Source organism: Enterobacter cloacae complex sp. BZL2005 (genome assembly GCF_049238885.1).
GTDB classification, from domain to species: Bacteria; Pseudomonadota; Gammaproteobacteria; order Enterobacterales; family Enterobacteriaceae; genus Enterobacter; species Enterobacter roggenkampii.
Map to the genome: position 1 here is coordinate 20,026 of NZ_JBMKGI010000022.1, position 20,234 is coordinate 40,259.

29 protein-coding genes and 1 pseudogene are annotated in these 20,234 nt (G+C 44.0%); 6 read left to right on the top strand and 24 right to left on the bottom strand.

Annotated elements, in window-relative coordinates:
- Positions 1 to 21 precede the first annotated feature (21 nt).
- The 19 genes and pseudogenes from ACOTXI_RS22700 to ACOTXI_RS22790 all read right to left on the bottom strand — a co-directional run.
- Positions 22 to 1,077, bottom strand: coding sequence for a type IV secretion system protein (locus ACOTXI_RS22700; protein ID WP_000235886.1), 1,056 nt, complete (start codon positions 1,075 to 1,077; stop codon positions 22 to 24).
- An 11-nt stretch (positions 1,078 to 1,088) separates the two neighbouring features.
- Positions 1,089 to 1,346: an EexN family lipoprotein gene (locus ACOTXI_RS22705; RefSeq protein ID WP_000759841.1), complete on the bottom strand. Its 258-nt coding sequence runs from the start codon at positions 1,344 to 1,346 to the stop codon at positions 1,089 to 1,091.
- Positions 1,347 to 1,355: 9 nt separating this feature from the next.
- Complete coding sequence (locus tag ACOTXI_RS22710) at positions 1,356 to 2,126, bottom strand: type IV secretion system protein (protein ID WP_000716326.1); 771 nt, start codon at positions 2,124 to 2,126, stop codon at positions 1,356 to 1,358.
- A 9-nt stretch (positions 2,127 to 2,135) separates the two neighbouring features.
- Positions 2,136 to 4,889: a VirB3 family type IV secretion system protein gene (locus ACOTXI_RS22715; protein WP_015060057.1), complete on the bottom strand. Its 2,754-nt coding sequence runs from the start codon at positions 4,887 to 4,889 to the stop codon at positions 2,136 to 2,138.
- A 24-nt stretch (positions 4,890 to 4,913) separates the two neighbouring features.
- Positions 4,914 to 5,204 carry a TrbC/VirB2 family protein gene (locus ACOTXI_RS22720; protein ID WP_000916156.1) on the bottom strand — a complete coding sequence of 97 codons (291 nt, stop codon included), beginning with the start codon at positions 5,202 to 5,204 and terminating at the stop codon, positions 4,914 to 4,916.
- Positions 5,188 to 5,832 carry a lytic transglycosylase domain-containing protein gene (locus ACOTXI_RS22725; RefSeq protein WP_000953538.1) on the bottom strand — a complete coding sequence of 215 codons (645 nt, stop codon included), beginning with the start codon at positions 5,830 to 5,832 and terminating at the stop codon, positions 5,188 to 5,190. The genes ACOTXI_RS22720 and ACOTXI_RS22725 overlap by 17 nt, the downstream gene beginning before the upstream one ends.
- A gap of 45 nt (positions 5,833 to 5,877) precedes the next feature.
- Positions 5,878 to 6,114: a hypothetical protein gene (locus tag ACOTXI_RS22730; protein ID WP_001348696.1), complete on the bottom strand. Its 237-nt coding sequence runs from the start codon at positions 6,112 to 6,114 to the stop codon at positions 5,878 to 5,880.
- Positions 6,065 to 6,574, bottom strand: a complete 510-nt coding sequence (locus ACOTXI_RS22735; RefSeq protein WP_000455437.1) for a transcription termination/antitermination NusG family protein — start codon at positions 6,572 to 6,574, stop codon at positions 6,065 to 6,067. Before ACOTXI_RS22735 ends, ACOTXI_RS22730 begins: the two co-directional genes overlap by 50 nt.
- Positions 6,575 to 6,926: 352 nt before the next feature.
- On the bottom strand, positions 6,927 to 8,087 hold the full coding sequence (mobP1, locus tag ACOTXI_RS22740) for a MobP1 family relaxase (RefSeq protein WP_004199101.1): 1,161 nt from the start codon (positions 8,085 to 8,087) through the stop codon (positions 6,927 to 6,929).
- 2 nt (positions 8,088 to 8,089) lie between these two features.
- A complete protein-coding gene (ddp1, locus tag ACOTXI_RS22745; RefSeq protein ID WP_001348698.1) occupies positions 8,090 to 8,635 on the bottom strand; it encodes a DNA distortion polypeptide 1 in 546 nt (181 codons plus the stop codon).
- A 340-nt stretch (positions 8,636 to 8,975) separates the two neighbouring features.
- A complete protein-coding gene (locus ACOTXI_RS22750; protein ID WP_004199355.1) occupies positions 8,976 to 9,233 on the bottom strand; it encodes a hypothetical protein in 258 nt (85 codons plus the stop codon).
- A complete protein-coding gene (locus tag ACOTXI_RS22755; RefSeq protein WP_000004083.1) occupies positions 9,230 to 9,394 on the bottom strand; it encodes a hypothetical protein in 165 nt (54 codons plus the stop codon). Before ACOTXI_RS22755 ends, ACOTXI_RS22750 begins: the two co-directional genes overlap by 4 nt.
- Positions 9,395 to 9,468: 74 nt before the next feature.
- On the bottom strand, positions 9,469 to 9,807 hold the full coding sequence (locus ACOTXI_RS22760; RefSeq protein WP_001099725.1) for a hypothetical protein: 339 nt from the start codon (positions 9,805 to 9,807) through the stop codon (positions 9,469 to 9,471).
- Positions 9,808 to 9,900: 93 nt separating this feature from the next.
- Entirely contained in the window at positions 9,901 to 10,143 is a 243-nt protein-coding gene (locus ACOTXI_RS22765) for a hypothetical protein (RefSeq protein ID WP_000008707.1), read from the bottom strand.
- Positions 10,133 to 10,402 carry a hypothetical protein gene (locus ACOTXI_RS22770; protein WP_001006717.1) on the bottom strand — a complete coding sequence of 90 codons (270 nt, stop codon included), beginning with the start codon at positions 10,400 to 10,402 and terminating at the stop codon, positions 10,133 to 10,135. The genes ACOTXI_RS22765 and ACOTXI_RS22770 overlap by 11 nt, the downstream gene beginning before the upstream one ends.
- An 8-nt stretch (positions 10,403 to 10,410) precedes the next feature.
- A complete protein-coding gene (locus ACOTXI_RS22775; protein WP_000662998.1) occupies positions 10,411 to 10,962 on the bottom strand; it encodes a hypothetical protein in 552 nt (183 codons plus the stop codon).
- A gap of 59 nt (positions 10,963 to 11,021) precedes the next feature.
- The gene (locus ACOTXI_RS22780) at positions 11,022 to 11,258 is read right to left on the bottom strand and encodes a hypothetical protein (RefSeq protein ID WP_000792381.1); all 237 of its coding nucleotides are present in this window, start codon (positions 11,256 to 11,258) and stop codon (positions 11,022 to 11,024) included.
- A 58-nt stretch (positions 11,259 to 11,316) separates the two neighbouring features.
- Positions 11,317 to 11,832, bottom strand: a complete 516-nt coding sequence (locus ACOTXI_RS22785) for a DnaJ domain-containing protein (protein WP_001025390.1) — start codon at positions 11,830 to 11,832, stop codon at positions 11,317 to 11,319.
- A gap of 589 nt (positions 11,833 to 12,421) precedes the next feature.
- Positions 12,422 to 12,574, bottom strand: a pseudogene (locus ACOTXI_RS22790) (DNA-binding protein); the annotation flags it as partial.
- 610 nt (positions 12,575 to 13,184) lie between these two features.
- On the opposite strand from ACOTXI_RS22790, the gene ACOTXI_RS22795 reads away from it, so the two are divergent.
- From ACOTXI_RS22795 to ddp1 (ACOTXI_RS22805), 3 genes are all read left to right on the top strand, one after another.
- Positions 13,185 to 14,198, top strand: a complete 1,014-nt coding sequence (locus ACOTXI_RS22795; protein WP_001348704.1) for a replication initiation protein — start codon at positions 13,185 to 13,187, stop codon at positions 14,196 to 14,198.
- An 8-nt stretch (positions 14,199 to 14,206) separates the two neighbouring features.
- Entirely contained in the window at positions 14,207 to 14,650 is a 444-nt protein-coding gene (locus ACOTXI_RS22800; protein WP_001074369.1) for a hypothetical protein, read from the top strand.
- Between the two features lie 187 nt (positions 14,651 to 14,837).
- On the top strand, positions 14,838 to 15,191 hold the full coding sequence (gene ddp1, locus ACOTXI_RS22805; protein ID WP_000877224.1) for a DNA distortion polypeptide 3: 354 nt from the start codon (positions 14,838 to 14,840) through the stop codon (positions 15,189 to 15,191).
- A gap of 20 nt (positions 15,192 to 15,211) precedes the next feature.
- On the opposite strand, the gene ACOTXI_RS22810 is transcribed toward ddp1 (ACOTXI_RS22805), so the two are convergent.
- From ACOTXI_RS22810 to ACOTXI_RS22825, 4 genes are all read right to left on the bottom strand, one after another.
- Positions 15,212 to 15,496, bottom strand: coding sequence for a hypothetical protein (locus tag ACOTXI_RS22810; protein ID WP_001043731.1), 285 nt, complete (start codon positions 15,494 to 15,496; stop codon positions 15,212 to 15,214).
- 35 nt (positions 15,497 to 15,531) lie between these two features.
- A complete protein-coding gene (locus ACOTXI_RS22815) occupies positions 15,532 to 15,843 on the bottom strand; it encodes a hypothetical protein (RefSeq protein ID WP_000469598.1) in 312 nt (103 codons plus the stop codon).
- A gap of 205 nt (positions 15,844 to 16,048) precedes the next feature.
- Complete coding sequence (locus ACOTXI_RS22820; protein ID WP_001185481.1) at positions 16,049 to 16,333, bottom strand: hypothetical protein; 285 nt, start codon at positions 16,331 to 16,333, stop codon at positions 16,049 to 16,051.
- Between the two features lie 99 nt (positions 16,334 to 16,432).
- Positions 16,433 to 17,095, bottom strand: coding sequence for a division plane positioning ATPase MipZ (locus ACOTXI_RS22825; RefSeq protein ID WP_000516402.1), 663 nt, complete (start codon positions 17,093 to 17,095; stop codon positions 16,433 to 16,435).
- Positions 17,096 to 17,475: 380 nt separating this feature from the next.
- Here ACOTXI_RS22825 and ACOTXI_RS22830 point away from each other — a divergent pair, with 380 nt between their 5' ends.
- Positions 17,476 to 18,138, top strand: coding sequence for a recombinase family protein (locus tag ACOTXI_RS22830; RefSeq protein ID WP_001549893.1), 663 nt, complete (start codon positions 17,476 to 17,478; stop codon positions 18,136 to 18,138).
- Between the two features lie 88 nt (positions 18,139 to 18,226).
- Here ACOTXI_RS22830 and ACOTXI_RS22835 read toward each other — a convergent pair whose 3' ends face one another.
- Positions 18,227 to 19,447 (bottom strand): ISL3-like element ISKox3 family transposase, encoded by a 1,221-nt coding sequence (locus ACOTXI_RS22835; protein ID WP_000343760.1) that lies wholly within the window; start codon positions 19,445 to 19,447, stop codon positions 18,227 to 18,229.
- A gap of 101 nt (positions 19,448 to 19,548) precedes the next feature.
- Here ACOTXI_RS22835 and ACOTXI_RS22840 point away from each other — a divergent pair, with 101 nt between their 5' ends.
- Both ACOTXI_RS22840 and ACOTXI_RS22845 read left to right on the top strand, forming a co-directional pair.
- On the top strand, positions 19,549 to 19,788 hold the full coding sequence (locus ACOTXI_RS22840) for a hypothetical protein (protein WP_001549892.1): 240 nt from the start codon (positions 19,549 to 19,551) through the stop codon (positions 19,786 to 19,788).
- 2 nt (positions 19,789 to 19,790) lie between these two features.
- Complete coding sequence (locus tag ACOTXI_RS22845; RefSeq protein WP_004199403.1) at positions 19,791 to 20,147, top strand: S24 family peptidase; 357 nt, start codon at positions 19,791 to 19,793, stop codon at positions 20,145 to 20,147.
- Positions 20,148 to 20,234 lie beyond the last annotated feature (87 nt).

Consider the following 20,234-nt stretch of genomic DNA (forward strand, 5'->3'; position numbering starts at 1 on the left):
CAGATTTAAATAATAAATCGGTTAACCTCCATATTTCTTTTTCGCCGCATCTATCGCAGCCTGGCGAAGCCTCTTAGCGCCAATATTAACGCCCTGCCCGGTCAGATTCCCCAACTTACCGGATACACCAGGAGACTGGTTGAACCCTCCATCCTGACGGCGAACGCCTTTCCATGCGCCAATCCCTGCATTTTTACCCATACCAAGCAGATTACGCCCCATACGGGAAGCGCCGAACACGCCAGCACCAATCCCCATTGCGGCTGCCCCTTGCATCGCGCCTTCAACACCTACCCCTGCGAGCTGGGAAGCATAGGTTTTGGCTTGCCAGATAATCCAGGCCATAAATGCACCTGCAACCCCGGCCTGAGCACCTGTTGATATCAGATTTAATTCATCTGCGTTAGCTATCGAGATTGTCAGAATGCCATTAAGGAACGTCATTCCCGCTTTAATTGCCAGTCCACAAAACAAGAATATGAAGCATGAGCTAAATATTAACTGAAGCCAGCTATTAAACATCTGCCTTAAAAAACCAAATGAAAGACAAATAATAAACAACGGCGCGGTAATAGTAAGTATCTTAATAGTAACTTCGGCGGCGAGATAAACTATTGAAGTTAGCAATAATGCAATTATCCCTCCAGCATATGTTAATAAAGATGCGATTGCCCCATCTGTTTTCACATACTTCGAAGTATCTTTGGACATAAGATATGCAGCTACCTGCTGAACTTTCTCCCAAAGCTCGTCAACCCATTTCCAAGGATCACCTCCTGCAAATGTTTCCTTCAGCCCATCAATGGCCTGAGTTGCACTATCTAACCACCCCCCCATATTTTTGACAAAAACAAGAATTAACCAGAATCGACATAGATTCCATAAAAAATCCTGCACTGCGGTTTTTTGCTTCCCAACTATTGTGGTATAAGCATACCACAATATATAAATGGAAATACCATACTTACCCAACTGAGACGCTATTGAAGAAAAGTTATCTAACTGACCAGTCAAAGACTGGTCAAGAGTTTTAACAATAACGTCATGAGCGGCCTGGAAATACCTAGAAGTTGCCATAGTGGCTCCTTTTAACTTCCATCTTTACCCAATACATTTTTGAATGCATCTTTATAGTCAACATGCTTAGGATGTAATTGCTTATACCTAAACAAACCTTCCTTAGCGTTTTTACAATTTTCGCTATCACTCCCAGACTTTTTGCATTCAGCTACTTTTTTCGTTGCATCGTCTACGTGAGACTGCCACCAGTCTACAGATTTAACCTCTTCACACCCGGTAAGAAAGAATGTAAGCCCCAACGCCGCAACTAATCCATATTTTTTCAAAATGCCCCCTCAGTTCATTTCATAACTCTGCTGCTCAAATGCTGCCTTATAATCAACAACTGGAGTTTCTTTATTAACAGCCCCTAATTGTTTCTCCTGGAAAGCAGCCTGTAACATTTTCTCCTTGTATTCTGCAAGATCGCGCTGCTTATCGCGATACATTTCATACTGAAATTTGAGCTTGTTAAATTTCAGGCTTGCCAGAGATACAGCGTTTGTCGCGTCCTGCGTGGCTTTCGTGTCCTGGGCGTTCTTCACCTGGTCGATAAGGTCGGCCATTTCCTGATTATCTTCACGCAGTTTACTTTCCAGCTTATTGCCGTACTCGATCCCCGCCAGTTGGGACAGGAACGAGGCTTCACAGCCCCGCACCAGGTCGCCCGTATATCCCAGCCCCTTACAGGTGTTTGTCACCTTATAATCGGCCAGTAGTGATCTGGCTTGCTCAGACAGGGTGGCTTCCGGGTTCTTAATGTAATCATCAATGAAGGAGTTCCCCTGGTCGTAAATATTCTCCAGCTCCTTACTGACAGATTGCGCAGACTGCACCAGTCCCTGAACATCACGAATGCCCGTTTTGGTCAGCAGCTCCTGCTTATAGGCATTAATCTGTTTCTGGTAGTGGTTCACGGTGTCCTGCCACTGTTTGAGGCGTTCTGTCCAGCGCTGCGCTTCGACAGCCCATTCAGGGTTTGCATCAATGGCAACGGGAACACCAGCCTGAGCACCAGAAATAACCGTAACAGAGGCGATAAGTGCCGCAACGATATGCTTTTTCATAGGGATTCCTTAAATCAGGTTTGCACGTTCCAGATAGGTATCAAGCCACTCTTCCGGCTTCATACCCTCTTTCCAGATTTCATCGAACAGTTCAAGCTGGGGTTTCGATGCGCTGAGAACCGGTAGGTAATACGCCGCTTTTCCCAAATCCAGTCTTGCGAAAGCCGCAAAATCATCACTTTCCCCCTTCCTCTGTGGGTTTTTGACGACCAGGAACTGACGAGATAACGGGTCAATGGCTTTAATTTTGTCAAAATAAAGTTCTCTCACTTCCAACTCGTCTACGTACTCACTACGTTTCGCTTTGGGGTTCGCCAGATAAATATGTGTTGCGCACTGCTCACGAACGGCAGCCGCGATAGGTGATTTAATTAGTTCATCCGGCGATTGTGTCGCTACGACAAGCACCATATCCAGCTTACGCGCGGTTTTGAGTTTGTTATAAACAAAATCTCTGAACGCTTCGTTGTTAATCCATTGCCAGAACTCATCCATGTAGATAAGGAGTCGGCGGCCATCAGCCAGCATGGTGACACGGTAGATGAGATAGAATGAAGCGGCGCTGGAAAGTACTTTGTTATCCAGAAACTCCGTTCCGTCTATACCGAAAACGTCCAGGTTGTCCACATCAAACGTATCGTCCGGGTTATCAAACACCCAGCCAAATTCCCCTCCCTGCACCCAGGCATTCAGGCGTGCTTTAAGCCCATGCCGCCGGGTTTCAGTATCATCAGGCTCCAGAATGAGTGGTCGCAACTTACTGATCGGATAAGAGCGGTTTGACCTCTGCATCAGGCGCTCAACGGCATCAGAAATCAGGCGGTTCTGGTAATCATCAAGCGGCTCACTGTTAAGCGTACAAAGTAGCCTCACCAGGTCTTTCATAAAGGAAATATTTCGTTTGGTTGGTGGCAAAGCCGCAGGGTTCCAGCCAGTCGGCTCTCCTTCTTTCACCCGAAAGTAAGCACCTCCCATTGAACGTATACCGGGTTCCGCTGCCCGATCTTTGTCGAAAAATACTGTAGTTAACTTCTTTAATTTCCTCTCAGGTGGAAAAGACTCCGGCGTTCCGAACTGCTGGGCGGCGAAAGCCTTAGTCATCATCACTACCGTTTTACCCACGTTTGACGTACCAAGAATTTCGGTATGCCCCAGCGTGGGGTTTTTACCGAAGTAATTTTGATGCTCGGTAGTCATGTGATAGTTCAGGTTATAAATATCATTTCCTGAGCCGCCCAGGGTGATAAGGTTGTTACCCCAGGTATTTCCTTTCTCCTTGCCCGTAAAGAAATTATGGAAGCTTTCCATTTCGGCAAAGTTCAGACTGCTGATAGAACTCAGGCGTGGCCGTAACGTGTAGTTACCAGGTAACTGAGCAAAATACGCTGCGCCAAGACTCAAGGTTGAATAGGTTACGATCAGCCCTAAATCCTCCAGGGTCGTCGTTACAATATTGGTGTCCTTCACCAGACGCTCCGGCGAATCTGCGTAAACAATCAGTGTCTGGTGACTTTTCCCGAAAGAAATATAGCCGCTGGAGACCATATCGAGACCAACTTTCAAATCAGCGAGCAAGGATTTAGCGGCATCATCGGTCATTTCGAGTTTGTCGATCTGATCATCCAGCGCCTTGATTGCAGACTGCTTGTCTATCGGAGTTAAAGAGGAAGTCTGTACATACTCAACCGGGAGATACATCAGTGCATCAAAAATTCCGGCATCCGTTTCCTGAAAGTAGTCCTTGATCTCGATGCAACGAAAGTACCGGGCATGGTCAGAGGCAGTGATTTGTCCAGCATCGTTACCAAAGAACAGGTCTTTACCACCCAGGTATGTATAAAACGGACTATTGGTGACTCTGACTTTCTGCCAGCGCCCGGATAGCAGTTTCTGGAACAGCGTAAGCTGTTCTGAATAAACTATATTATTTTCTTCATATAACCCAAGACGACGGGAATGAAACCGGGAGAGATAGGTGCTCAATCTGCCACATATTTCATTCATATCATTAATGGGTTCTTCGAAGATATTTTTATTACCCTTTTTCCTTGAAAGAAAATGCGTCACTTTATCTTCAGCGCTGAACGGTTTATAGCATACGGTTAAGTATAATTTGTTTTCAAAATACTCAGCCGCCGAAAGCGATTCGTAATAATCGTTCATCACTCTGTTGACGAATGGGATCTTGCTGTCAAATACAGGTCGCACTTCTTTTCTAACCCGAATACGATGCGTATAAAAGGTAACGGGTTTCCCATCAAAACTACGTATCAGCGTATTGAGCTGGTCAGTAAGCAAGGCTAGATCCGCTTCATCTACACATTCAAAATAAGCTCCGTCAATCTGCCAGGTCGCCAGTAGATCATGGTTTCTGGTAACAATGAGGTTATCAGTGATGTGTGATGAATACGGGATTAACTCTTCAAGAGAAGACTGGTCTTTAAGCTTCATAAAATTGTCCACTTTCGATATATCGACTGCGTCGTACGAACTCCCCGCATAATGGACGGCATTGAAGCGCTTGTTTGCCAGAGGATTACCTTTGATTTGCATTCGCAGATAAAGCAGGTCAAAAAAGCGTTCATCTATCTTCGTAACTCGCTTGATGGCATACCAGCCAGGGAGGATGAGGGCATACATAGCCTCATGAATCCAGACACCAAGCAAAACGCAGATAACGCACATTCCAAGAAAGGGGTAGAGCGGAACGCCCAGCCCCCTAATCAAAGCGGGGCGTGTCAGCCCTTTAAAAACGGTACTCATTTTTACGCCCCCTTTTATTACATATTACGCTAACCAGTCAGGCAGATATGGCGCAACAATAAAGATGATAATCCCGATAATTAAAGGCGTAATCCACGCTGCATGCTGGCGTGAGAAGATAGCGATATAACCAATTACCAGCGCAATGATGGTGATTGCTGGCTTACGGATATCCGTCAGAAAATCGATAATCTTCTGCAAGAAGCCAGTTGTTTTAGTGGATACATCATCAGCAAAGGCGGGTTCTGCTACACAAAGCATCAATGCAGCCATAAATACAGAAAGAGTTAAATAACGTTTATTGAGTTTTAACATCGTTTGTTTCCTTTTCATCTAAAACAGTGCCACGCATGGCATATTGGGGATATACGGTAACTTCTTTAGGTTTGATACTCTGTGTTACATTCTCCTTTCTGATTGCATCTTTAACTGAAGGAACCACCCAGTTTTTTTTGTTATCAGGCGGATTAAACCCTATGCGCTGTATATAACTGGTGTTATTAAAATCTGATTCAGGTTTAGTTCCTGTTTCTGGATTGCCGGAATAATAGCAACTCAGGCCACGTAAAATATCGCCACCACGTTTATAACAATCCACCAAAATTTGCTCTGAAACCTTGAGATTTTCGCAGGGGTCAAACATTTTCTCAGCGGTTGTATTGAAGTTTGCAAAATTCGTACTCGTTATTTGCATAAGACCGACTGAGTAACGATGATTTCGTGATTCAATTTGATTTACGATCTGGAGTGCAGCCTCCTTAGTTTTGGGAAAGTAGGACACTACGCCTTTGTCACCGGGCTTACGTTCAACCTTCGGTATTATCTCGGCAATAGCATATGGGTTAAAACCAGATTCAACCCTTGCAACTTCATGCGCAGTATCGGGATGAACGCTGGCCGCGCATTGCAAAGCAAGCGCCGCAAAAGCAGTAGTAGATAACATGATTTTCTCCCGGCCAGAACAGCGCGGAAAGTTTAGACTGAATGGTTAGTCATCGAAGTCGTCATCGTCTTCATCGTCTTCGTTTATCAGCTCCTCAATAGCCTGGCTGGAATATTTTTTTATGAGGTACTGGACAACACCAGAGCTTGAAATACGTCGCCCCCTGCGATAGCCAATCTCCAGAGCAATTTTATCCAGTTCCTCACGAGAAGCTGAGGGCAGGTAGAGTGTATTACGTTGGGGCTTGCGTCTCGTTGCGGTTTTTTTTCGGGTAGCAGTCATTTTTCTTCCGTTTCATTTTGTGGGTTAAGCTTCTCTCTGTGATGTAGTGGATGAAAGCCATACTTCTTTGCTGCGGATTATCCATGAGTAGAATTTCAGCAAAATCGTGTGGAATTGATTTCCTTAAAAGATTTGCCTGAGCTGTTGTATGTGATTGTCTGTACAAAAGCTCCGCCATCACATCTTCTGGTACAGGTAAAGGCTCACCGCCAAATGAGATAAAGCGTTGTACGTAAGGGATAGCAGTTATTGTAGTGGAATGAACCTCTTCAAAATCTGCCTGGATAAAAAGATAACCGGGAAAAAGCGGCAAACGTCTTTCTCGATATGAAATTATCTTATCCGGGCGACGATACCTTTCAGTCTCCATAGGACAGAAGTAAGAGAAGTTCAGGCGTTCGAGATGAGCAAAAACTGCTGCAAATCTCGTAGTGGTGAATTGCAAAACATACCATTCCATAGTTTTTCCTTTCAGGCGCTCTCTCGACTCGGATGACCCCGAATCAGAGAAAAAAAACAAAAGGACAAATTTACATCTCATAAAAACTTTATCAGCTACATGTGCTGCGTTCAACCACACAAGCAGATCTTTAGATCGCATTTACGACACATTTCATTTTGTTTGTGCTTGTATTTTATTTATATCTAGATACATATGCTATTTGATAACAAAAAAGCAGATCGATTGATCACCATGCGCTTATTTTATAGTCAAGTTAACTAAATTTTTTACCGCTAGTTACTTTTTACAAAAACTCTGCTAACAAGATAAATAAATCGATCTTAATCAATAAGTTACCGGAGAGTATGAATTATCCTAAACGAATTCCGATTTTCACTTTCTGTTCGCTTTGAATCATCGACTGTTTTATTTGCGAGAAATTTCTCATCTGGAGTTGCTGTTTCTTAATCATCTCCGCGCTGTTCAGCACCAGCTCTTTACTGGATGAAGAGATTCTGTCTATGCCCTTAACCCCCAGGTTCTCTAGCTGCCACTCATTCCTGTGTGCAGTCTTCCAGCCATGCTGTACACCGTTCTTATCAAGTGCAGGGATTTTCACCTCCTTTTGTCCTAACTTCTTCAGCTTAACAAGATCACCTTTCTTAACGTTCTCGCGAGTGGTTAACTCACCAAAATCAGCCCCCCAATATGTTTTCTCCACGCCCTTGTTCAGTGTCTTAAGCTTTATGAAATGCTGCTTTGGTTTGGTTTTATCGTTCTGATAATGGTCGTAGCCAACATCAACAACCTCATAAACGCCCTTCTGTCGTTTTGGCGCTGTTTTGTGCGCATCTTTAATAGACTGGTTAAGTCCATGCTGCTGCTTATGAGTGGCTTTAACGTCATAGCCCTTCATCTTCAGCTCTTCACAAAAACCTGTACGAATTTCCCGTAAATCTTTTTTCCTGATATCAGCTCGTTTACCGTCATTATCACGAATACGAAAAACGACATGCACGTGTGGATGTTCTTTTTTGTCGTTATGATAGCCAAGCACAAAACGATGATTTGGGTACTTCTTGTTCATCGTTTTCCTGACAGACTCAAGCAGATCTTCAGGTTTTACCTTTGCTGATACAGGCGGTGAAAACACAATATTTTGGGTTACTTTTTTATTTTCCTTACCTTTATCATCGAAAACATTTTGAGGGTCATTAGCACGATCTATCATGTGCTCTTTAGCCTCCTGAATCTCATCACCTTTCCATACCTGACCGCTTTCACTCATCACTGGCAGCTCTGACTCCCGGCTCATATAGTCAATACTGTTTCGAACTCCCTGCCGGGTAATCGCACCTCCTGAGATTTTGACAACAACCTCCTTACTGGCACCCTTGCGGTTGATACGTTCCTGAACGTTGCGTTGATAGTTTTTACCACCATTTTTAACTTTATGGGCGAAAGCAGACTTGCGGCCAGCTTCAGAGGACTTACGCTTAACCCTGAATTCCTTGTCAACATAAACGCCCATGATTACACCTCAACCTTGTTAGAAACAGTTCGCCCTTTGCATAACATAATGTAGTTTTCAAACTCACTTTTGAGACTCATTATCTCTGAACTCAACCGCTCAGCGTCCTGATAGAACCCATCTTTATCAAGTACTCTGGCATTATCATTAACGATAATATAATGAAAGTTTCGCCCTATTTTATCTATTGCATTACGGCAACGATTCATCACCAGAAGTTCCTGATCGAAAAAATCAAGTTCATTTTCAAGTGTCGTCTGGATTCGATAACGACATTCTCTGGATAAATTCCAGCCATGACGATGAGCCGCTTTCTCTATTAAAGTTCTTTGTTTCCCTGTCAAATACATTGTGGTTTTGATAAAATCATCATTGTCTTTTGACACATTAACATCTTCATTTTTAACCTTGCTTTTCAGTAAAGCATTGGCAAGCAGCTTCATTCCTTTTGCCACGGTTAAACCCGGTTCATCTGGATAAAGTGTTTTAAGACAATCAAGTAGATCATCATGTTGGCTTTCTTCAATCCTGAATTGAACTTTTTTCATAAAACTCTCCAACAAGAACCGACTGTAGGTCACCGGGCAAACGTTGCGGAATGGCGTCAGAGACGTCATTTTGCGGCGTTTGCCCTATCCTGCATCGCAGTGAACTACCTCCACACATAAATTGTGCTTCAGCGTCCATCGAAATGCAAAAAATGAAAGGCTATCGTGGCTGTGATCTGGTGCGTCTGCGACCGGAGACAACGGATTCGCGGCTAACTTGGGCGGAAATAAATTCGCTACGCGAATGGCCTGGCAGGGGGCGCGAGCGCTGTTTTACGGAATATACAAAAAAAGCACCTCCCGTAAACGGGAGGGCTTCGGCGATTCAGGAACGGGAATTTTATTCTGCCTCTGGTGTGTCGCCTTCCATGCCCTGCCGGGCATCATGGAGCCAGCGGCGGAGGTTACTCATTCTTTCCCGGTTTGCCCGGCTGGGACTTTTTCCCCTGTTACCGCTTAGTATACTCCAGACTCTTAACCCGGCCTCGTTAGTCCAGTGCAATACAATTTCCCCTTTGCTGTTAAATCCCAGCGAAAACCGGACAGCTCCCCGCCTCTGTTCTGCACTGATAAAATCTAAAAACTCCTGTTTTTTCATAGCACCTCCTGTTTTTCTATCAGTGCTTTTGTTTCTTTCTTTTCCAGGGCTTTTCTGAGTAATGCCATGTACTCAGGAAAAGCAGAGAATGGCATCAAGGGAAAAACCGGACGCCCACCCTTTTCAACAGTCTGTATTGCTGATAACATGCGTTCCGACATTTTATATTCCTCGCGAGGGAATTGAGTGTCACGGTATCAGGTTGCCTCCACAACCTGATACCACCCCTAATTGATTAACTCCGCAGTTCTCTTATCGCTTCATTTTTGGCTTCCTCCAGTTCTTTAAGGGTATATGCGAAATTCTTCCAGTTAATTACTTCGTTTATAACCTCAGATTTACTTAAACCACACTCATTAAACCAAAAGTTAATATTTTTCTTGAGGGAATTTTTCGCCGTCAGTTCCTCGGACAACAATTCACTAACAGACGTGATAACATAACCACGACCGCGATTTTTATCTTCGAAAGAATGAACGGCAAGGAAGAGAGTTTCTGAATGGACAAAAGCAGAGCAGGTGATTTTTTCTTTCTTAGTGTTTAAAGCCTGGAAAGTGATAACATACGTGTTCATTTTAGTCTCCCGCCCGTTTGGGCTACTGGATCATGGTAAGGAACTATTCCCGACCTACAAATAAATTATACCATCATATGATGGTAATGCAATTTATTTAGTCACTTTATCCTGATTTTTTTCTCTCTTAACGAGCTGGTAATCTGGATGTTCATCAGCCAGGAGCAAAAGTAATTCATACGTACCAGCGGCTAAACCACGAGACGTTTTACCGGATGTTTCTTTGGCTTGCCAGGCTGATAACGTAAAACCAAACCGTTCAGCGGCTTCCTGCTGCGTAAAGCCAGCTTTAATACGTGCTTGTTTCACCTCTTCAGGTGTTGGCTTAAAACTCATGATTTTGTACCTTCACAATAGTATCTGTATAGAATTTCAATAAAATTGGATCATCAATTTCATCTTTAACGTTCGAGAATTCTTCGTAATAAAATGATTTTTGGAAAACAATCTTTTTAGTTGTTTTTTTATCCGCTTCTTTAGAGCGTACCTTCATCAGTTTTTCAAGTTCAATAAACAAACGTGTTGCATCTTCAGACACAACAATCCTGTATGTTACATTACCTTTGTTTTTCCTGTCGCTCAGGACTTCATTCATTTTTTGCCTCATAGCTGTTTAATAAACCCCGCTACCTTTATGAGCTGATCTACACTCAGGCCACGAATTACCATTTCATATCCGTCGCCCCGTTCTGATACGTTACCATCTAACCCATTCTCAACTTTAAACCCGGTCAATGTCCCATGCCAGCTTTCAAGATGCACTAAACGAGATAGCATTCCTTTCAGGATCAGTTTTTTCTCGCGTTTTTGCTGTAACTGTTGTTCATACTCTCGCGCCATATCTACATTATCTAAAGCATCCGACAGGATTTTCTTTTCAATATCGGCGGCGATTTCTACAGGGTTACGCTCTGGCGATACTGTGCAAGTATGGTAAGGACTTCTCCAGCTGCGACTATCTACGCTTCCAATGATAACTAACCTTCCTTTCTCCATTCGAATATGTATAGAGTAATTTTTAAAATCAGGTGAGGTTAGCTTAATCCTGTACTGGCAATCATCGAGCAGATTTACACGCCAGCCGTTCCCCAGGATTCGACAAACGATTTCAAACACCGGTTTATACCGTTCAAAGAAATTTTTCTGTTCTTTCATCGATTCAGCCTTTTGAACTCAATAAAAAAGCCGTAAATCGAATTACGGCAGTTTTAAGACTATTCATCAAAGTGTCCATCATCACTTGCAGCTTCCTGGGCTTCGCATTCCTGCTGATATGCTTCTTCCTTCGCAAAAAGATGCGCCCATCCTTCTGCGTTTAAGCCACGGTGCAAGACTGAACCATTTTCATTGCATTCTTTGGCTGTAACTTCGATCTCATCCGGGCAAATGTAGGCTCCGTAACTTTCAAAAATGTTTATCAGCTCCGCTTCCGTTATGGTCTTGTTTTTCATCAACGTGTCTCCGAATCAATCTTTGCCATGTTCTAGGGGGCTTTCGCCCCCATTCCGGTTATGCGCTTGCTTCTACACGTGTCCAGCCTGACGCCTTACGTTTACCCGCTGTACCATACATTTCACGAATTTCTTCAATGCTGTGTTCTTTACGGTTCCAGCGGCTTTTGTGTTCTTCAGGACGGTAAAACCATTGTTTTTTCTTAGATGCCCACTTACAGCCCATTTCCTTTAAAATGTCTTTGTGTTCTTTAGTTTCTCCGCTAATCCAGACCCAATTACCAATAACTTCATAGACAATCCCTGTAAGGCCGGAAAGCGTATTCAGAACTTTTTCCAGATCTTCACCGTAGTTGTAACGTGCGTTTTCATCAGTGCTTTGAAACTGATTGATTTTATCAATGTTAGCCATGAGAAAATCAAACGCAGCATTTACTGCTTTCATCAGCTCGGCACCCAATGGATTGCGGTCTGGATGATATTTTAAAGCCGCTTTTTTGTATGCCGCCTTGATGTCCTTTTCAGTCAGATCACCGGATAAACCAAAAACGTTTAATGCTTCCTGAATATTCATTTTTCGCTCCCGCCCGTGTGGGCTTCTGGAATCTGGCAGGGAACCATTCCCAACCAACAAATTCATTATACCATCAAATGATGGTTATGGAATCATTTTTAATGCTTTACATTGTAAAGATTACATAAAGATGTATATTGCTTTACCGCGCATGAAGGGATTTCCGAAAGAGGCGCGAACTGTAGTTACATAATGCGCTGTCGTAACATCGCGCCGGAGACGTTCGCCAGGACTGGCGAACCAACAAGCCCGAATGAGAGCGATAACCCCCCTCACCCCTGCCAGGCCAATTTCTGACTATCAGACGATGTTTAGCCTGTCGCAGTTAGCGCGTGAGCTTGCGAACGGTACGCCGGGTCAGTGTGAAACACTGGCGCGGGGCGCTGTATCTGCGCGTTATGAGATGCGTTAGCAGCGAATTACGGGGCGGGTTGCTGAAACCGATTGATGCCTGACAGCAAAAAATGAATCCGGGCGCCAGCTGCTGCACGAAAATTGCCAGCAAAAAACACTTGGCCATCCTCGCCGGTCGTGAAATTTTGCTGGCGTAAGAAATAATCCCCCCGGTATGAGGGGCTTGTCTGAAAGGTTAGTGGTTGGGCTTACTGAGAGTGAACTGTAACCCGGCTACTGCTGCAAGCTGTGCAAGTGTTGTGATGGTCGGGTTTCCGTTCGGGGATAATGCGCGGTAGATACTCTGACGAGCAAGGCCGGATTTTTTGGCCGCCTCTGTTATACCCCCTGATTAGGGATCAGGTTAAAAACGAGCTGTATGACGTTCTAAGCGCATTTTACCCGCTCCGTTGAACCATGACCGGGTTAAAGCGGTTAAAACGCCTCTGAGGGCTTTTGAGAGCATTTAAGAATTGGATCGGAAAAGGATCCCGTCTGGATCTTTTAGAGAGATTACACCGCTCGCCGCAGCCGAACGACAGGGCGAAGCCCGAGAGTGAGCGAGGAAGCGGAATTTCCACGGGGTTTCAATAGAGCACTTACGCGCTAAGGTTAATATTTGCTCAATTTTTGGTGGTGCAGTGCTCAGGGAGGCCAGACGGATCTATCCTCTGGATTTATGCTGAGTTATCCACAGACGCTGTGCATTAAAAGCCTTATATTTTCTTCTTGATCTTAAAAACTTAAAAACTTAGCTCGCTTCAATTACCTGAAAATTATGGAAAAAAATTGCTAAAGGTGAGAGGATTTTTCACGTAAGGTGAGAGGATTTTTCACGTAAGGTGAGAAGATTTTTAAGTTAAGGTAGTTAGATTTTTCACTAAAGATGAGAGGATTTTTCACGTAAGGTGAGAAGATTTTTAACGGTTTCCACAGTTTGACTGAACATCAAGTGAAACATGCGGTTGTTGCTATCTTTAGATATGAAGATCCTCAGATCTTCATATCTAAAGGTGAGAGGTTTTTTAATTAAAGGTTGTATTGTTGTCTTGAATTACAACCTTTGTGGGGTTATGATTTGCCTACATAGGAAAGGTTATATGAGGCTTATCGTGAAGACAGTAACGGGATTAACGAAAGTTAGACATAGAAATGAAGTTGGGGTAACTCTTGCATCCCTTTCCCTTTCAGCAAAAAGAGTGCTTTTTCTGGCTCTTTGCCAGATTGATACAAAGGAAATGTTAGATGATGATATTTTGGAGGTTGATGCTGACTTTTTTTCAAAAGCTACTTCTTTAGATAAATATGCCTCTTATGCAGCTCTGAAAGAGGGAGCTAAAGTTCTTTCTTCAACTACGTTAGTTTTAAACAGAGATGATTTAAAAAATTTGGCTGATGAACTTGGGATACTATCATCTAAGAATAAAATACCTGATCGCTTGGATTTAAACTTAACAGAATTCTGTGCCTATTACGATCATCTTGCAACTGTACGGATAAAATTCACAAATACAGCTAAGCGATATTTTTCTAAGTTGATTGGTTCTGAAAATAGATATACCACTCAGGTATTGAAATCAGTTGTGTTGTTGAACAGTGTAAACTCAACAAACCTTTATCAAGTCATTAGGAAATATTACAGTCAGAATAGTTCAAAAAAATCTTTTGATATATCCGTGGATGATTTAAAAGAGGAAATGGGACTTTATACTATTGAGGAAGGGGAGAAGAAATATAAGTATCCTAAATACTCATTTTTTGTTCGTGATGTTATCAATAAAAGCATTAATGAGATAATTGAGAAAACGGAAATAAATCAGTTATCTTTCTCTGTTGTTGGGAAAAAAGGGAGAATGGCTCACATGCTTAGATTTGAGTTTAGTATAAATGAAAAATCCTCATCCTTTTCGGAAGATGATATGGCATTTTTAGAGGAGTTTGACAAAGTCGTTCCACCAAAAAAGAATAAGTGAGGCAAAACATGGCTAAAATATATGAGTTTCCGCAGGGAGCCGAACGAAGTAAGCTGAAAAAAGAAATCATCCGGGAACGTAAAAAACGATTGCGAGAAACGAACGGTAACCCGGTTATCCGGCACGCTAAATGGTTCTGGTTTTATCTACGTCTTGCTACGGCTGGCGCACTGCATTTAGTCTCTGTTATTTCTCTGGCAGTCCTGGGGGCTTTCAGTAAAGCTATTTTCTGGATTGGTGGAATGCTCTGTGTTGTTACATGGTTCCACCTTGAGCGCCAGTTCTGGACGCCGCAAAATTTCACGATTCCAGTAATCGTAACGCTGTGGGGATTGAGTTTGTTTGCCACTCCCCTGATGGAGCTGCTTAACAAAAAAATGCCGTGGTATCGTCTTCTGGTTCCTGATGCAAAGCACACTAGCACTGAGGCAACCAATGATGATCAGCCGTGAAGCAACAATGTTATCCAGTCGGCTTGCAGTGCTTCTTTCAGCCTTTTATCATCGGTTAATCATAGCGCACGAGGCGAGTTCTTTTCACTGCGATGCAGGATAGGGCAAACGCCGCAAAATGACGTCTCTGACGCCATTCCGCAACGTTTGCCCGGTGACCTACAGTCGGTTCTTGTTGGAGAGAGTTATGAAATATCAGGTTAAAGAGTTTATTAACGAAAAATATTCTAAGGCTGTTAATATTTTAAAGGATAACCTTAAAGAACACTACCATATTTTTTATGGTTTGAGATTAAGTGAGATTCTTTTTCCTGCCAGCGAATACGGCTCTGAAATGTTTTTTCAGGAGTTTGAAGCGATTAACAGTGTAATATTGCCTTTGGTGATTTTTGATTTGATAGACCGAAAGCCGATTATGGTTATCGGCTTCGGTGAAGTATGTGGAGTTGATTCACTTGTTGATTCTGGTATAGAAGTTGTTTCTTTAGACGGTTTAAGCGATCTGCTACTGGTTGAAAAACTGACGCCATTATTTAACTAAACCTCTGGATAACTATCTTTTCAGTTTTCCAGTAAGATTTTTTCTATATCTGAAAGCACTATTTTTTCAATGCTTTCTATATAGTAATGCTCATTAAAACCTGTCATTTCTGTAAATTTTAGCTCTGCATCATCTTTCGAATAAGCAATAACAACTCTGAAATCATTTTCCCACAAATCCCACCTGTATTTGTCTTTTATACGAACCCTGTACAATCCTTTTTGGATAGTGCCATCTTTTTTCTCTTCCTGTACTTTTTTTAATTTTTCATTTTGCACCTGTTGTTCAAGCCATGATTTATTCATAAATCCCCCACGGTTAACGTCTTTAGGCTCGGTTTTTACTTAACGAAATCTTCCGGTTTTACACCTGTTTTTACCTTCATATACTTGCCCTCCCCCCTTAGCTTCGGCTGAAGTTCGGTAAAGTACCATCCGGCAACGGTAATAATGCCTAAAAATACAAAAATAGCAGGCTTCAGAACATCAATAGCTGATACAGCGCATAACTCAATATTGAGATTAGTACAAGTTCCCTCATCAGGTGCATAGAACCCCCATAAGCCTATACCTATAAGGAACATCCCCAATATCGGTTGGATGTATAACAAGTAGATATTAATAAGAGTTTTAATATATCTGAATATGAACATTTTTCTTTCCTTAGGTTTCTTTCTATTTTGGATTTCCAATTCTTAACCAATGTGATGGTTCGACAATCCATTCTCCGCAGTCATAGGCAACGGCCTTATTATGCCTGTTAGCGAACCATACTAACCAGGCTAATAATCGCTGATTGCCGCTGTATTTGGTTTATCTCTAACCATCACAACATATCTCTTTTTCTTAGCCATAACGCTACCCTAATTTTGCAGATTCAAGCAGCCAGTGGTTTTTCAGGTTCTCGTCCAGGTTATCGAATGCGGCCAGCGCTGCCTTTAGAACGGTTGTCTTGCTCTGGCCTGTTCTCTGCGCCTCCGCTTCCAGGATCTCCTCAAAGTACGCTGGCAGTCTGAAGTTCATCAACTTTGGTTTACCCGCTACAGGCGCTCTGGTAGCGCCGGAGATAAAACGCGCGGTTTCTGCGTTTGTTGCTGGTTGCTGAGATTCATCGATGTTCGGGCGGTTTAGTTTTAAAGCCATGAAAATTTCCCCTTGTACGGTATGCATTAATTGTAAATATCATAGTATCTTTATGGTGTATTTACAATGTAAAGATTTCGATGAATATTGTTGATATTTCTATAAAATGCCAATTTCCTGTGCCACAAGTTCAATCTGTGCTTTCGCTGTTGAAAGGCTCGATGCCCGGCTAACGTCATGTACCCCTGCCCCTTCATTACAGGCGCTTTCATACACATCCAGCTCGGATATCCGGGTTTTCAGAGGTTGAATCCAGATGTTGTCCGAACGCAGTAATTTATCCAGATCAATGGCCGCTTTTCTGTGGCGGGGTTTCGCTGAGTTGATTCTGGTGAACAGCACCCACGGTTCCAGAGCTGCGTTAGCTTTCTGAGCGGTGCGGATTTTCTCTGTAACACTGGTCAGTGTTTCGCTTTCGAAATCAGAGGACGGCTTAACCAGTGTCACCACGATATCTGATACTGTCAGGGCGCTACGGAACTCCTGGCTGTCGTGGCCGGGGCAATCGACAATGAGAACTTCACACAGCTTACTAAGGCGCTTAATTTCGTTGCTGACGTTTCCGTAAGCTGCGTGAACCGGGATAGTGAGTAAGCCGTTATCTGTCCGCTTTTCGTTCCAGCTCAACAGATCGTGGTTTTTATCTGTCTTCAGGATAATTACCGACTTACCTTTGTTGACCAGCATTGAGCCTGTGTTAGCCACGTAGGTGCTTTTGCCTACCCCACCTTTATCTGATACGACAAGCAAGATTTTACCCATTTCAGAATCCCTCTCTTTATGTTGTAAAGCTCATGTAAAGATATGAATGTCTTTACATGGTGTGTTTTTCGTAAAGATACTTTTGTCTTTACAGTGTCTTTATAATGCAATGGCTTTACCATGTAAAGCACAAATAAAGATATATTTATCTTTATGGTGTCTTTACATGGTAAATGTTGCTGTGTCTTTATGTGCGCTTTATGGTGTAAATCTTGGTGTGTCTTTACATCATCTTTATGTTGTAAATTTTTAGTGTGACGTTGTCACTATAGGGCTGGGGTCTGTTTGCTGGTTCTTTTTGAGTGTGCCTTCCCTGAACCAACTGAAATGGGTACTGTATGGGTGTGTCTGGTTAACTCAAAATGAACTGGTTCCCTATAATGACTCAAACAGTACCGAAAGGCTTTGTCAGAGCTTACTTACGCGCATCCACGACTGAACAGGATGCAACACGCGCCCTGGACACGATAAATACCTTCGCCATCGAGCGCGGCCTGAGCATCTGTAACTACTACATTGAAAATGAATCAGGTTCTAAGCTTGAACGCCCTGAGTTGTTCCGGCTCCTGAAAGATTGTCAGCAAAACGATATCTTGCTGGTAGAGGATGTGGACAGGCTTTCACGCCTGGTAGGGGAGGACTGGAACACACTGAAGAAAATGATCCGGCAGAAAGATATCCGGGTTGTGGCCGTCAACGTTCCGACAACCTGGCTCGCATCGGGTCACAATGATTTTGACAGCCGAATGTTTTCGGCCATAAACGATATGTTGCTGGATATGCTGGCCGCCGTCGCCAGGCGAGACTATGAACAGCGCCGGGAACGGCAGCAGCAGGGGATCGCCAGGGCGAAAAGGGAAGGGAAGTATAAAGGCCGCCAGGTTAATCAGTCTCGCTATGACGCCATAAACAGGCTGATTGCGAGCGGCAGCTCCTGGAGCCAGATTCAAAAAGTGCTGGGTTGTAGCCGGGCGACTATCAGCAAAGCTGTGAAGCAACAGACCGTTAACAAAATGAACCATGAACCTGAAGGTAGGGAGTAGTTACAACATAATAAACAGTGTGTTGAAGAATAAAACTGATTCTTTATACTGTATATGCATGGGTCTTCCCCGATCATGGTGGGAAGGCTCAGAACGCCATATTCAGCTTTCCGTAGTGGAACATCACCCCCAGTTTAAAGCGCTCCCGGTTTCGGTATCCCCTGGCTTTTATCCTCAGCAGCCTGATCTTGCTGTTAAGTGCCTCCGCATTTCCGTTTGAGACACTGTGTCGCATCGCATTCAGGATCCCGTACAGCCTTTTTCCTATCGTTTTCGCGGCATTTTTCATCATGGGAACGTCACTGTTAGCCGCCAGCGCCAACCATCTCTGCCAGTCACTCCGTCTTTCCTCGCTCCATGGCCTGTTCCAGATATCCTTTGCCAGCTCTTTCAGCGCCCAGCACTGGCTCGTCAGCTTCATCTGTGCACGCAGCCACATCAGCTTTTCCTGCCGGGATTCGGTCATCCACTTATCGCTGTACTGCCACAGGAAGCGGGTTCCTTTTGCCTGGTGTCGGCTTTCAACAGGGAGGTGCGGATGTTCATTCTGACGGGTTTTATCAACTACCTCGCCCAGTTGCTTCGCCACATGGAAGCGGTCAAAGGCGATTTTCTCAACCGCACTGGGTAAGTGGATACGCGCTGCTCTTATATAGCCCGCGTTCATGTCCATTGAGAGCGTTTTGATAGCCAGCAACTGCCCATCAGTGAGCGTGCGAAGATAGCCGGCAAGACTCTCTGTGCCGCGATCATCCGTTAAGGCCAGCGCCCGACCATCGCGATCGGAGATCACCGTTATGTAACGATGTCCTTTTTTAAAGGCGACCTCATCCACATTCATATGACGGGCGGATAATGGCTTTTTTATCCGGGCAAGACCTCGCTTAACTGCCCGGGTCATAATGCCGTCAACCGCATTCCAACTGAGCTTAAGTTGCTTCCTGACAGCATCAACGGTGCTGATTTTCAGCCATGAGAGAACGAACGATTCGAATAGCAACGTATACCGGCTTCCGGGGCCAGCCCACGGAACAGGCAACGTCAGGCAGCCATGCTCCGGACACATAATTCGTGGAACATCGGCTTCAACAATAGTGGTGAACTGGCAGGTATCAAGATGGCGCCATTTACGATGACGGTGATCGTGAACAGAACAGGATTTACCGCAGGTCGGACAGGCTAGCCGGGTGTTTTCAGCGATCTCAATAGTGACAGTAACAGAACCGGCATTTTCATCGAGAGAAAGGGACTTTACCTGCCACGGATCGGACAGGTTGAGAATATGAGCGTAGAGGGACTTTTCGTCCATGGCGGTGACCTCTGGCGATTAAATACACCATTATCATGCCTTCAGCCACCACAACAAGGGAAGACCCATATGCATACAGCTATATTGATCGGAGGTTTTTCATGCCTAGACACTATGAAATTGACTCAGCCTGGCGTGCGAGCATTAAGCGTGAGCCGAACGGTCGTCAGACAGTTACGACAGAAGCCTTTGTCAGCCAGCTTGCGCTGATTAATTTTCACTGGAGTTGTCGCCAAGCAAATCAGTGGATTGAAACCTACGTGACCGTTTTTAAAGACATTTCCACTCAGGAAGGAGAGAACCGGACATTCATGCTTTTTAACCCCAACGGAGGCCGTTAAAAATGGGTTTTCCATCGCCAGCAACCGACTACCAGGAAAACAGGCTGTCACTCGATCAGCACTGTAATACAGGAGCGCCGGGAGTATTCTTTTTTCGAAGTGATACCTACTCTTTCCGGGAAGGGATAAAGCCTGGTGCGCTGCTCATAGTAGATTTTGGGGGCACGCCCGTTGACGGGTCTTTGGTGCTCTGTGTCCTGGAACAAGAATTCAGGATCATGCGATTGCGACTACACCCCAAGCGGTGTCTCCAGGAACTCGATAAGCTGGATAACTTCAGGGCTATACCTGATGACGATGAGGACGGGTTGGAGGTCAGGGGGGTCATTACGCACATTGTGGCACTGTTGCAAAGTTAGCGATGAGGCAGCCTTTTGTCTTATTCAAAGGCCTTACATTTCAAAAACTCTGCTTACCAGGCGCATTTCGCCCAGGGGATCACCATA